This is a genomic window from Sinomonas terrae (assembly GCF_022539255.1).
GTDB classification, from domain to species: domain Bacteria; phylum Actinomycetota; class Actinomycetes; order Actinomycetales; family Micrococcaceae; genus Sinomonas; species Sinomonas terrae.
The window spans coordinates 3,447,341-3,460,165 of sequence record NZ_JAKZBV010000001.1; the positions used below are offsets into that span (position 1 = coordinate 3,447,341).

11 protein-coding genes are annotated in these 12,825 nt (G+C 68.4%); 8 read left to right on the plus strand and 3 right to left on the minus strand.

Annotation, left to right across the window (positions count from 1 at the left end; genetic code table 11):
• Nucleotides 1-199: 199 nt before the first annotated feature.
• Nucleotides 200-1,333: a phosphoserine transaminase gene (serC, locus tag L0M17_RS15885; protein ID WP_241055241.1), complete on the plus strand. Its 1,134-nt coding sequence runs from the start codon at nucleotides 200-202 to the stop codon at nucleotides 1,331-1,333.
• A gap of 90 nt (nucleotides 1,334-1,423) precedes the next feature.
• On the opposite strand, the gene L0M17_RS15890 is transcribed toward serC, so the two are convergent.
• Together L0M17_RS15890 and L0M17_RS15895 are read right to left on the minus strand one after the other, a co-directional pair.
• A complete protein-coding gene (locus L0M17_RS15890) occupies nucleotides 1,424-2,029 on the minus strand; it encodes a DUF3027 domain-containing protein (protein ID WP_241055243.1) in 606 nt (201 codons plus the stop codon).
• A 1-nt stretch (nucleotide 2,030) separates the two neighbouring features.
• Nucleotides 2,031-2,408, minus strand: coding sequence for a cold-shock protein (locus L0M17_RS15895; RefSeq protein ID WP_043122149.1), 378 nt, complete (start codon nucleotides 2,406-2,408; stop codon nucleotides 2,031-2,033).
• Between the two features lie 174 nt (nucleotides 2,409-2,582).
• Here L0M17_RS15895 and L0M17_RS15900 point away from each other — a divergent pair, with 174 nt between their 5' ends.
• The 7 genes from L0M17_RS15900 to L0M17_RS15930 all read left to right on the plus strand — a co-directional run bounded on the left by L0M17_RS15900 (nucleotide 2,583) and on the right by L0M17_RS15930 (nucleotide 10,703).
• The gene (locus tag L0M17_RS15900) at nucleotides 2,583-2,795 is read left to right on the plus strand and encodes a hypothetical protein (protein ID WP_241055245.1); all 213 of its coding nucleotides are present in this window, start codon (nucleotides 2,583-2,585) and stop codon (nucleotides 2,793-2,795) included.
• 4 nt (nucleotides 2,796-2,799) lie between these two features.
• On the plus strand, nucleotides 2,800-5,196 hold the full coding sequence (locus L0M17_RS15905; RefSeq protein ID WP_241055247.1) for a helicase-associated domain-containing protein: 2,397 nt from the start codon (nucleotides 2,800-2,802) through the stop codon (nucleotides 5,194-5,196).
• Between the two features lie 30 nt (nucleotides 5,197-5,226).
• Nucleotides 5,227-6,870 carry a DNA repair helicase XPB gene (locus L0M17_RS15910; protein ID WP_241055248.1) on the plus strand — a complete coding sequence of 548 codons (1,644 nt, stop codon included), beginning with the start codon at nucleotides 5,227-5,229 and terminating at the stop codon, nucleotides 6,868-6,870.
• Between the two features lie 105 nt (nucleotides 6,871-6,975).
• The gene (locus L0M17_RS15915; RefSeq protein WP_156144090.1) at nucleotides 6,976-7,680 is read left to right on the plus strand and encodes a response regulator transcription factor; all 705 of its coding nucleotides are present in this window, start codon (nucleotides 6,976-6,978) and stop codon (nucleotides 7,678-7,680) included.
• 1 nt (nucleotide 7,681) lies between these two features.
• Complete coding sequence (locus L0M17_RS15920) at nucleotides 7,682-9,232, plus strand: sensor histidine kinase (RefSeq protein WP_241055250.1); 1,551 nt, start codon at nucleotides 7,682-7,684, stop codon at nucleotides 9,230-9,232.
• 154 nt (nucleotides 9,233-9,386) lie between these two features.
• Nucleotides 9,387-9,674, plus strand: a complete 288-nt coding sequence (locus tag L0M17_RS15925) for a WXG100 family type VII secretion target (RefSeq protein ID WP_241055252.1) — start codon at nucleotides 9,387-9,389, stop codon at nucleotides 9,672-9,674.
• 90 nt (nucleotides 9,675-9,764) lie between these two features.
• A complete protein-coding gene (locus tag L0M17_RS15930; RefSeq protein WP_241055253.1) occupies nucleotides 9,765-10,703 on the plus strand; it encodes a ribonuclease HI family protein in 939 nt (312 codons plus the stop codon).
• A 417-nt stretch (nucleotides 10,704-11,120) separates the two neighbouring features.
• Here L0M17_RS15930 and groL read toward each other — a convergent pair whose 3' ends face one another.
• Nucleotides 11,121-12,749, minus strand: a complete 1,629-nt coding sequence (gene groL / locus L0M17_RS15935; protein ID WP_241055255.1) for a chaperonin GroEL — start codon at nucleotides 12,747-12,749, stop codon at nucleotides 11,121-11,123.
• Between the last annotated feature and the right edge of the window lie 76 nt (nucleotides 12,750-12,825).

Sequence of the window (12,825 nt, forward strand, 5' to 3'; positions counted from 1 at the left end):
GTGCAGGCCCAGTCTAGCTTATTTTGAACTGCTCAGATTAGCGCTTGCGGCCCGGATCTGAGGCCAGGGAACTGCGTCGCGTTCGAGGCCAGGGAACTGCGTCGCGCGCATGTCTTGGATTAACCCGTCGCCAAGCCCGTGCGGCAGACTGTTGCGGGGCGGAAGGAGCCTCCGCCCGGAATCGTTGCAAGGAGCCCCCGTGAGCGAAACGACCCAGCTGGACATTCCTGCCGACCTCCTGCCGGCCGACGGCCGATTCGGTGCCGGCCCCTCGAAGGTGAGGAAGGAGCAGGTCGAGGCAATCGCGGCCGCTGGGACGAAGCTCCTCGGTACTTCGCACCGCCAGGCCCCCGTGAAGAACCTCGTCGGCTCCGTCCGCGAGGGTCTCTCCTCGTTCTTCAAGGCGCCGGAGGGCTACGAGGTGATCCTCGGCGTCGGCGGCTCGACCGCGTTCTGGGATGCGGCGTCGTTCGGGCTCGTACGCTCGAAGGCTCAGCACCTCTCGTTCGGCGAGTTCGGTTCCAAGTTCGCCAAAGCCACGGACAAGGCGCCGTTCCTCGAGGCCTCCAGCATCCGCACGTCCGAGCCGGGCACCCGTCCGGAGCCGGCAGCAGAGGGCGGCGTGGACGTGTACGCATGGCCGCAGAACGAGACCTCAACCGGCGTGGCGGCTCCCGTTCGCCGGGTCGAGGGCGCCGACGAGGGCTCACTCGTTGTCATCGACGCGACGAGCGCCGCAGGCGGGCTCGATGTGGACATCGCCGAGGCCGATGTCTACTACTTCGCCCCCCAGAAGAACTTCGCGTCCGACGGCGGCCTGTGGCTCGCGCTGTTCTCCCCCGCCGCGCTCGAGCGCGTCGAGGAGATCAAGGGCTCGGGACGGTGGATTCCGGACTTCCTCGACCTCAAGACCGCGGTCGACAACTCCAAGCTGAACCAGACGTACAACACGCCGAGCCTCACAACGCTCGTGGGCCTCAACGCCCAAGTGGAGTGGCTCAATGCCCAGGGCGGCCTGGACTGGGCGACCAAGCGGACCGCGGACTCCGCCGAGCGCATCTATTCGTGGGCCGAGGCCTCCGACTTCGCGACCCCGTTCGTCTCCAACCCGTCCGAGCGCTCGAACGTCATCGCAACCATCGACTTCGATGAGTCGGTCGACGCGGCCCAGGTCGCGAAGATCCTGCGGGCGAACGGCGTCGTCGACACGGAGCCGTACCGGAAGCTCGGGCGCAATCAGCTCCGCATCGCGACCTTCGTGGCGATCGAGCCCGACGACGTCACCAAGCTCACGCAGTGCATCGACTACGTAGTGGCGGCCCTGCGCGGCTGACACAAATGGTCAGCTCCGGCGGGAATCCACCCGCGGGAGCTGACCATTGAACGTTAAGCCAGTTGACCGTTATGCCAGCTAAATACCGGCTCAGTCGATCTCGTCGTCGATGTCGGTGATGCCTGCGGCCTCCGCGTCGGCCGCCTCAATCGCTTCCTCTGCCTCGGCTTCCTCTGCTTCGGCTTCCTCTGCCTCGTCAGGGCCCTCGTCAGAGGAATCATCCGCGGACTCGTCAGCGGCCTCGTCGTCGTACTCATCGGCCTCATCGGCGGCCTCGACGCCCTCTGCCGCCGCGTCGAGGATCGCCTGCTCCCGCTCCTCGGGCCGCACGCGTTCCGACCACGGCACCCACTCCGGAGCGAGCACCGAATCCTCGCTCGGCAGGACGCCGAGCTCGCTGACGGTGACGATCTTGGACCGCGAAACCCTCGCCACCGTCACGTACCACTGCCAGCCTCGGTAGCCCGGGCGGAGGCATTCGAAGAGATGGGTGACGAGGCGCTCGCCCTCGCTCTTCGCCCCAAGGTGGCGGCCAATGTGCTCTGCGTCGACGGCCTCGAGGAGGGCTGCCCGCGCAGCCCCGACCGCTCCGGCCAGGAGAGCGTCCGGCTTGCCGACGCGCCACACAGGGACGCCAGCCCGCGGCCGCGGTTCAGCGCCGCCCGCGGTGGTGGAGGAAGAAGCTTGCCCTGCCATGTCAGACGTCGAGCTGGTCGGCTACGCGGCGGAGGGCGGCCGCGATCGTGGCGCCCTTCTCGGGGTAGGTCCCCTTGGCGAGCTGCCCCGACAGATTGTCCAGGACACTCACGAGGTCCTGGACGATCGGGGCCAGCTCGCGTGCGGGCATGCGCTTGGCCCGAGCCACGGACGGAAGCTTCTCGAGCACGCGCACGCCGAGCGCCTGCGGGCCGCGCTTGCCCTCGGCAATGCCGTACTCGAGCCGGGTTCCAGTCCTGATCTCACCCGCACCGGCGGGGACAGCGCTGCCCGGCAGGAAGACCTCGTGCCCGTCATCGCCCGCAATGAACCCGAAGCCCTTCGCCTTGTCGAAGAACTTGACCTTGCCAGTGGGCACTGCCCTGACCCCAATCTGTTGATTGCTCATCGTTCGGCTGATTGCTCGCTGTTCGAGTAATTGCTCGCTGTTGGAGTAATTGCTCGCTGTTCTGCGCGAACCGCTCTCCCTAGATTACTGTGTCCGGTCAGCCACGGACGCGCCAGAGGCTCTGGCACTGTTAGGTTTGGATTCATGGCGCCAACATTCCGCCGCGTCGCCTCTTGGGGCGGTGCAGCTGTCGCGGTCTTCTCCTTCGCGACGGTCGCGCTTGCCCTCGTACTGGCAGCGTCGGGGAAGACGCCTCCCGGCTGGATGGCCGCCGTCGTGCTCTACGGCCTTCCACTCGCGTTCGCTTGCATGGGCGCCGCGCTCGTCGCGGCGTTCCTCGAAAGGAGGAAGCGCTAGGGGCATGTCATCGATCCGCGCACTCGCCGAAGAACTATCCGCTCGGGGCAACGATGCTCTACGCCGTCTCTTCGCCGCCAGGCCGGACCTCATCACGCCCGGCGTTCCCGATTTTGCTGCCCTCGCCGCGCGGGCCTGCGCCCGCGTCAGCCTCCAGCGGGCTCTCGAATCGCTGTCGAAGCCGCAGCTGCAGGTGCTCGAGGCCCTCGTCCTGACCACGGACGAGGACGAAGGCCGCAGCGGCAGCGCCGTCGAACTCCGCCACGCCGTCGGCAACGCGACTCTCGGCACCCTCGACGCGATCCTCGCCGACCTCTCGCAGCTCGCGCTCATCTACCGCGCCGACCCTCCGGATTCCATCCACTCCGCGTCGGGGAGCAGGCGGCGTTACTACCAGCCGGTCGCGCGCGTCAGGGAGGTCCTAGGCAGCTACCCGGCCGGCCTCGGGCGGGGCTACACCGAGCTCACGTCCGTCTCGCAGTTCTTCGCGGAGAAAGCCGCGGACATCGTCAACGCGATCCCCGCGGCGGCCCAGCAGCAGCACGTTGAGCATCGCATCGCCGCCGCGTACGCGCTCGAGCGTTGGGCTGCGCTCCCCGAGGCGCTCGAGAGCGCGCCCCCGAAGGCGCGCGAAGTCCTCTCGAAGTTCACGAACTGGCCCGTCGGCGCCGTGCCGCACGCCGAGGCACGCGTGCGCCCGGGGCGGAAGACCGACAACCCTGTCGATTGGCTCCTTTCGCACGGTCTGCTCGTCCCGCTCGACGACGAGCACGTCGAGCTGCCCCGCCCTGTGGGCCTTGCCCTGCGCGGCGGCCGGATCGTCCCCGACCTCGCGCTCGACCCGCCGCCCCCGCCCGCCACAACCACGAGCACTGCCCTCCGGCGTAACGCAGCGCTCGGCGCGATCGGCGAGGTCCTCCGGCTCGTGAGCGGGCTCGCGGTCGAGGCCGCGGAGCGACCCATCGAGACGCTCCGCGCCGGCGGCGTGGGAACCCGGGAGCTGCGCCGGATCACCGCCGCGCTCCGCGCGGACTCCGATCAGACCGTCCTCGCGCTCGAACTCGCCGCGGCCGTGGGCATCCTCACGCTCGACGTCGACACCTCCACGTGGCGCGCCACGGCTGCCGAGGAATGGCTCGCGCTCCCCCGCCCCGAGCAGTGGCTCCTGATCGCGGCCTCGTGGCTCGACACGCCCCGGGTCGCCTCGCTCGCGATGACCGCGGAGGGCGGCGGGCAGCTCGCCCCTCTCTCCGGCGAGGGGCAGCGTCCCGACGCGGCGACCGTCCGGCGTCGGGTCCTCGAAGTGGCGGCCGAGCTCAGCAGTGAGGCGAGCAGCTCGGACGGACGCGCCGTCGTCGTCCGCGCCCAGGACGTCCGGACCCGCCTCGAATGGGCCCAGCCGCGCCTTGCGCGCCGCCTGCGCGGCCTACTCGACGGGGTCCTCGCCGAGGCGACGATGATCGGCTTCCTCGGGTCGGGTGCCCTCACAAGGGCTGGCTCCGCTGTTGTGCGCGGCGACTACGAGGGCCTCCGCGCCCTGCTCGAGGAGATCCTCCCGCAGAGCGTCGATCGGATCCACCTCCAAGCAGACCTGACCGCCGTCGCCCCGGGCTACCTCGAGCCCGGCCTCGCGCGGCGCCTTGCCCTCCTCGCCGATGCCGAGGGGCGCGGGCCCGCGACGATCTACCGCTTCTCAGCGACGAGCCTCCGGCGAGCGCTGGACGCCGGCGAGGACGCGGCGTCGATCTCGGCCTTCCTCGCCCAGCACGCGGAGGCCGGCATCCCGCAGCCCCTCGCCTACCTCATCGAGGACACTGCGGGCCGCTACGGGCGCATCCGCATCGGGCGCGCCGGGTCCTTCATCTCGAGCGACGACGAAGCCGCCCTCGCCGGACTCCTCCGCGAACCGTCGGCCCAGCAGCTCGGACTCACCCAGATCGCGCCCACGGTCCTCGTCAGCAATGCCACGCCCCAGGAAGCCGCAACCGTCCTTCGCGAGCTCGGCTTGGCGCCGGCCATCGATTCCTCGTTCGATCCGGTAGTGCGGCTCCAGCGATCACGCGGCGGCGCGGGGGCGACCGCGTTGCCCACGCCTCAGCCCAGGCCCGCCATTCCCACAGCGGACGACGTCGAGGCCCAGCTCGCGATCCTGCGGAACCAGTCGGCCGTGGTCGCCAACGGCGACGAGGCCGCGCCGATGCTCGGCATCGAGACACTGCAGAAGGCCATCCGGCTCAAGCGGGCAGTACGCTTGAATATCGTTGATGCGCTCGGCAACTCGACGGTGGAGGAACTACGCCCGGTCTCGATCTCCGCGGGCCGGGTGCGCGTCTTCGACCCCGAGCGGGAAACCGAGCGCGTGCTCAGCGTTCACCGCATCATCGACGTCGAGCTGGCCTGATAACCCGAGCGGGCCCAAGAAGGAGCACCCGTGTCTGACGGCCCGCTGATAGTCCAGAGCGACAAGACGATCCTGCTCGAGGTCGACCATGAGCAGGCGACCGAGGCACGGCACGCGATCGCGGCGTTCGCCGAGCTCGAACGCGCCCCCGAGCACGTCCACACCTACCGGGTCACGCCCCTCGGGCTGTGGAACGCGCGCGCCGCGGGAATCGACGCCGAGAAGGTCCTCGACACGCTCCTGCGCTATTCACGGTTCCCCGTCCCGCACTCCCTCCTCATCGACATCGAGGAGACGATGTCCCGCTACGGCAGGCTGCGGCTCGAGAAGGATCCCCAGCACGGCCTCGTCATGCGGACCGACGACTACCCAGTGCTCGAGGAAGTCATGCGGGCGAAGAAGATCGCGCCCCTCCTCGGCCCGCGCATCGACGGGGAGACCGTCGTCGTCCATTCGTCGGAGCGCGGCCAGCTCAAGCAGGCGCTGCTGAAGATCGGGTGGCCCGCCGACGACCGCGCCGGCTACGTCGACGGGACGCCCCACCCCATCGCCCTCGAGGAGAACGGCTGGGCCCTCCGGCCATACCAGCGCCTCGCCGCCGAGAATTTCTGGGCCGGCGGCAGCGGCGTCGTCGTCCTCCCGTGCGGTGCGGGCAAGACGCTCGTCGGCGCGGCCGCGATGGCGCAGTCCTCGACCACGACCCTCATCCTCGTCACGAACACCGTCTCCGCGCGCCAGTGGAAGCAGGAGCTGCTCAAGCGCACGAGCCTCACCGAGGACGAGATCGGCGAGTACTCGGGCTCCGTCAAGGAAGTCCGGCCCGTGACGATCGCGACCTATCAGGTCCTCACGGTGAAGCGCGGCGGCCTCTACCCGCACCTCGAACTCGTCGACCAGAACGACTGGGGGCTCATCGTCTACGACGAGGTCCACCTGCTGCCCGCACCCATCTTCCGCATGACAGCGGACCTCCAAGCGCGCCGTCGGCTGGGCTTGACGGCCACGCTCGTGCGGGAAGACGGGCGCGAGGGTGAGGTGTTCTCGCTCATCGGCCCGAAGCGCTACGACGCCCCGTGGAAGGACATCGAGGCGCAGGGCTACATCGCGCCCGCCGACTGCGTCGAGGTCCGCGTGGACCTTCCCCGCGAGGAGCGGATGGCCTACGCGATGGCCGACGACGCCGACAAGTACCGCCTGTGCGTGTCGAGCGAGACGAAGACGGACGTCGTCGAACGCCTCGTCGCTCGGCACGCGAACGACCAGCTCCTCGTGATCGGGCAGTACATCGACCAGCTCGACGAGATCGGCGAGCGAGTCAACGCCCCCGTCATCAAGGGCTCGACGAGCGTCAAGGAGCGGCAGCGGCTCTTCGATGCGTTCCGCGCCGGCGAGCTGAACCGCCTCGTCGTGTCGAAGGTGGCGAACTTCTCGATCGACCTGCCCGAGGCCGCCGTCGCGATCCAGGTCTCCGGCTCGTTCGGGTCCCGACAGGAGGAGGCCCAGCGGCTCGGCCGGCTGCTGCGGCCCAAGGCGGACGGGCGCGCGGCGCGCTTCTACGCGCTCGTCGCGCGAGACACCCTCGACCAGGAATTCGCCGCGAAACGCCAGCGCTTCCTGGCCGAGCAGGGGTACGCCTACCGCATCGTCGACGCGGCGGACCTCGCGAAGGACTGAGCCGCTCCTCCCCTCGGAGACCTCCCAATCAGGGTCCAGCCTCGCCGTCGACCGCACACAGAAAGCCTCCAGCCGATTCTCAGAATCTGGGCGCACCATGGGAGCGTGAAGAACACGGGACCTGAAGCCAAGCTCCTCGTCGTGGACGACGAGCCCAACATCCGCGAACTGCTTTCGACCTCACTGCGCTTCGCAGGCTTCGAGGTCATCGCCGCGAGCAACGGCCGCGAAGCCCTCGCAGCCGCGGAGGAGCAGGCGCCCGATCTCATGGTGCTCGACGTCATGCTGCCGGACATGGACGGCTTCACAGTGACCCGCAAGCTCCGGGCGTCTGGCCGCTATGTCCCCGTCCTGTTCCTCACGGCCAAGGACGAGACCGAGGACAAGGTCCAGGGCCTCACCGTCGGCGGCGACGACTACGTCACGAAACCTTTCAGCCTCGACGAGGTCGTCGCGCGCATCCGCGCCGTCCTCCGGCGCACCCAGCCCATCCTCGACGACGACGCGGTCATCCGTGTCGACGACCTCGAGCTCGACGACGACGCGCACGAGGTCCGCCGCGGCGGCATGACCATCGACCTTTCCCCGACCGAGTTCAAACTCCTGCGCTACATGATGCTCAACCCGAACCGGGTCCTCTCGAAGTCGCAGATCCTCGACCACGTCTGGGAATACGACTTCAACGGTGACGCGTCGATCGTGGAGTCCTACATCTCGTACCTCCGGCGCAAGGTGGACGCGAATGGACCGAGCCTCATCCAGACCAAGCGCGGAGTCGGTTACGTCCTCAGGACTGCCGAAAAGCGGTAACGTGCTCGCACGCTGGAAGACGGCGTCGCTGCGCTCGCAGCTCGTCGCCATCATGATGGTGCTCCTCACAGCGGCCATCGTCTTCACGAGTGCGGGGACGCTGACTCAGCTCCACCAGTTCCTGGTCGGGCAGGTGGACGACAAGCTCATCGACGCCTCGGACTACGCCCAGCAGAACCAGAACATCGACCTGCTGACCACGCCGAACCCCGAGCTTCCGACCGACTACGTTCTGGTCCTCTACACGAGCAGCGCCCCGCCGCGCACCTACCCGGTGCCCAATCCGAATCAGGCGCGCCCCGACGTCGCCATGATCACGCCGGACCAGGCGCAGCAGATGCAGAGCCAGCACATCATCCGGCAGGCCAACGGGACGGACGGCGATTCGGACTGGCGGTACATCGCGATCCCTGTTCGCATCACGAGCACGGGCGAACGCGCCGCGATGCTCATCGCGCTGCCGCTCACGAGCGTCGACGACGCCATGAACCACACGCTCCTCCTCGAGATCGGCGTCGGCGTCCTCACGCTGGCCATCGTCTTCTTCGTCGCTTCTTGGACCGTGACGCGCGCCTTCCGTCCGCTTCGCCGCGTTGAGAAGACCGCCGCGGCGATCGCCGCGGGCGACCTCTCCCAACGCGTCGACGAAGAGGCGCCCGGCACTGAGCTCGGCCGGCTTTCGACGTCCCTCAACACCATGCTCGCCCACATCGAGCAGGCGTTCCGCGACCGAACGGAGTCCGAGGCCCGGATGCGGAGGTTCGTCTCGGACGCGTCGCACGAGCTGCGCACTCCCCTCGTGACGATCCGAGGCTTTTCCGAGCTGTACCGGCACGGCGCGCTCTCGACCTCGGAGGACGTCGGGATGGCGATGGGCAGGATCGAGAGCGAGGCCAAGCGCATGGGCACGATGGTCGAGGACCTCCTGACCCTCGCGCGGCTCGATGAGCAGCGCCCCGTGGTCTTGAGGCCCGTCGACTTCCTGCCGATCGGGCACGACGCCGTCGTCGACGCCCAGGCGTCCGCGCCGGACAGGAGCGTGCGCCTCGTGGGGCTGGAACCCGGAATCGGCCCGGCAGCGGCCCCGGCCCTCGGCGATGAGGGTCGGCTCAGGCAGGTCGTCGGCAACCTGGTGGGCAATGCCCTGCGGTATACGCCGCAGGGTTCGCCGCTCGAGATCGCGGTTGGTGCGCGCCGCGAGGAAGGCGGGCTCTCTTCGGTGCTCGAGGTGCGGGACCACGGTCCCGGCATCTCCGAGAAGGACGCTCCGAAGATCTTCGAGCGGTTCTACCGGGCTGATACGTCGCGCACCCGCGATACGGGTGGTACTGGCCTCGGCCTCGCAATCGTCGCGGCCATCGTCGGCGCCCACGGCGGCACCGTGCGGCATCGGCCGACCCCCGGCGGTGGGGCCACGTTTGTCATCGAACTGCCTCATCAGGTTGCGGCTGAGCAGGCGCCCGAGCCGCCCGAGAGCCTGCCCGCCCTCGATACAGGGGGCCTCCGGCGAATCGCCCCCAACACTTCCCCTGAGGACAGCGAAATCTCCTGAGTTGTCCACATACGACGACGGCGGGCTGCGGCGGCCGCGTGCGCCTTCCTAGGCTCGTGGTGACGGCGGGCGAGGGCCCGAAGTCGACAGGTTCGGGCGAGGGAGCGTCGGCCGACGAACATGGGAAGACGATCACGGGAAAAGGGGGACGGTCATGGCCGTTTTGAAGGCTGATACCGAGCACATGAACGCAAGCGCGCAGAAGGTGGCCGCGAGTGTCGAGCGGGTCCGGGCGGAGGCGCGTAGCCTCCGGGCGGATCTCGAGGGCCTCGGCGCGAGCTGGCAGGGGCAGGCAGCGACCAACTTCCAGGCGGTTGTCGCGCAGTGGGCCGGAACGCACGTCCAAGTCGAGTCGTCTCTCGACTCGATAGGTCTTGCGCTTCAGCAAGCGAGTGTGGGGTATCAGGAAATGGAGAGCAGCAACGCTCGGCTATTCCTCTGAGCCCTGCTCTCCGCGCCTAAGCCGGGCCCGCTACGCAGCTGGAAGCGGGTCCGGCTTAGGTTGTCCCCCTGTTCTGGCAGGATGGACGGCATGACAATCACCGCCGCCGCAGACGGTTCTGCCCTCGGAAACCCCGGCCCCGCGGGCTGGGCGTGGTACGTCGACGAGGACCGGTGGCATGCGGGCGGCTGGCCGCACGGCACGAACAACCAGGGCGAGCTCATGGCTGTCCTCGACCTGTTCCGATCCACGGCCCATCTGCCCCAAGAGCCTTTGCACATACTCTGCGACAGCCAGTATGTGATCAACTGCGTCACCAAATGGATGCCCAGCTGGAAGCGACGCGGCTGGAAGAAAGCCGACGGCAAGCCCGTGCTCAACGTGGATCTCCTGCGCCAGATTGATGAAGAGCTCGTCGGCCGCTCCTACAGGTTCGAATGGGTCAAGGGCCATGCGGGCCACTCGCTCAACGAGGCCGCGGACGAGCGAGCGAGGGCCTGTGCTACAGCCTTCCAAGCCGGCGTCGTCCCGGTCGAGGGGCCGGGGTTTGGGGGCGCACTGCCGCGGGAGCTGCCGAAAGCAGCGGCTGAGCCCACGTCGAAACCAGTTCAAGACGGGCTCTTTGAAGGTCTCGAAGACTCCGACTCTGAGCCCGACGGTCGGGTTGAGCCAGACCTGCTGGCACAACCGCGCGAAGTCGAGGCCGTGGTCGAACTCGAACAGGAACTGCTCGACCCCGAGACGCGAAGCGACTTCGGCCAGCTCGCGTATCTCCTGCATCCGGAGTACCGCGAGATCGGGCAATCGGGACGGCTCTGGCTGAGGGAGGAGATCGTCGACGCCCTCGTGCAGGCCCCCGAGATCAGCGTGACGTTCGAACTCGTCGAGGCCGCTCCCCTCTCACGCGACCTCATCCAGGTCCTCTACCGCACCGAAGGCTCGGACGGCTCCGCCCTAAGGAGCTCCCTCTGGCAGCGCGCCGACGGCCGATGGCGCCTCCGCTTCCACCAGGGAACCCCCGAAGCCTAACCCCTGACCGTCTCGGGTACAGATACCCCCACCCCTGACCGTCTCGGGTACAGATACCCCCACCCCTGACCGTCTCAGGCACGACGGCGGAAGGCTCTTTCCGTGCGAAAGGCGCCCTCCGTCGTCGTGCGCGTTCTGTCCTCCCGCACATTCTTCTCCGTGCGAGCATCTGTACCCGAGACGCTGCTGGAGGTGAGTTTGTGCGCCCGAGATGCCCCACAGTTGGCGTACCCGAGAGGTGTGATGGGGGAAATATCTGTACCCGAAACGCAAAGACGGCGGGACCCCCACCGAAGTGGGGACCCCGCCGTCGTTCTTGGGGCAGCCGTCCGGCGTACCCGAGACGCTCCCGGGCCGGAATATCCGTACCCGAAACGCTCCCGGGCCGGATTATCCGTACCCGAGACGGTGTGGGGGCTAGAAGCCGCCCATGCCGCCCATCTCGTCGCCACCCGGCATCGCCGGGGCAGCCTTCTCGGGCTTGTCGGCGACGACGGCCTCCGTGGTGAGGAAGAGGCCGGCGATCGAGGCAGCGTTCTGCAGAGCAGAGCGGGTCACCTTGACCGGGTCGTTGACGCCAGCGGCGAGGAGGTCCTCGTACTGGCCGGTGGCAGCGTTGAGGCCGTGGCCGGCGGGCAGGCCGCGGACCTTGTCAGCAACGACGCCCGGCTCGAGGCCAGCGTTGAACGCGATCTGCTTGAGCGGAGCCTCGATCGCGATCTTCACGATGTTGGCACCCGTGGACTCGTCGCCCTCGAGGTTGAGGTTCGCGAACGCCTTGGCGCCAGCCTGGATGAGGGCCACGCCACCACCGGCGACGATGCCCTCTTCGACGGCAGCCTTCGCGTTGCGGACGGCGTCCTCGATGCGGTGCTTGCGCTCCTTGAGCTCGACCTCAGTGGCCGCGCCCGCCTTGATGACGGCGACGCCGCCGGCGAGCTTGGCGAGACGCTCCTGGAGCTTCTCGCGGTCGTAGTCCGAGTCGGAGTTCTCGATCTCCGCGCGGATCTGGGCGACACGGCCGGCGATCTGCTCGGCGTCGCCAGCACCTTCGACGATCGTGGTCTCGTCCTTGGTCACGACGACCTTGCGGGCCTTGCCGAGGAGCTCGAGGGTGGCGTTCTCGAGCTTGAGGCCGACCTCCTCGGCGATGACCTGGCCACCCGTGAGGATCGCGATGTCGGTGAGCATGGCCTTGCGGCGGTCGCCGAAGCCCGGAGCCTTGACGGCGACGGACTTGAACGTGCCCTTGAGCTTGTTGACGATGAGCGTGGCCAGAGCCTCGCCCTCGACGTCCTCAGCGATGATGAGGAGCGGCTTGTTGGCCTGCATCACGCGCTCGAGGACCGCGACGAGGTCCTTCACCGAGCTGATCTTGGAGTTGACGATGAGGATGTAGGGATCCTCGAGGACCGTCTCCTGGCGCTCCGCGTCGGTCACGAAGTAGGCCGAGAGGTAGCCCTTGTCGAAGCGCATGCCCTCGGTGAGCTCGAGCTCGAGGCCGAACGTGTTCGACTCCTCGACGGTGATGACACCCTCCTTGCCCACCTTGTCGAGGGCCTCGGAGATGAGCTCGCCGATCTGGGGGTCGCCGGCGGAGATGGACGCGGTCGCGGCGATCTCCTCCTTGGTCTCGATCTCCTTGGCGGACTCGAGGAGCTCGGCCGTGACGGCGTCGACGGCCTTCTCGATGCCGCGCTTGAGCGAGAGCGGGTCGGCGCCTGCGGCGACGTTGCGGAGGCCTTCCTTGACGAGGGCCTGCGCGAGGACTGTAGCGGTGGTGGTGCCATCGCCAGCGACGTCGTCGGTCTTCTTGGCGACCTCCTTGACGAGCTCCGCGCCGATCTTCTCGTACGGGTCGTCGAGCTCGATCTCCTTGGCGATCGAGACGCCGTCGTTGGTGATCGTGGGGGCGCCCCACTTCTTCTCAAGGACGACGTTGCGGCCACGCGGGCCGAGAGTGACCTTGACAGCGTCGGCCAGCTGGTTGAGACCGCGCTCGAGGCCGCGACGGGCCTCTTCGTCGAATGCAATGATCTTGGCCATGACGGCTTCTGTCCTTTCGGGACGATCGTGTGGTGAGCGCACCCGCTGCAGCGCCCGCGACGGCCGGCGCCAGCTT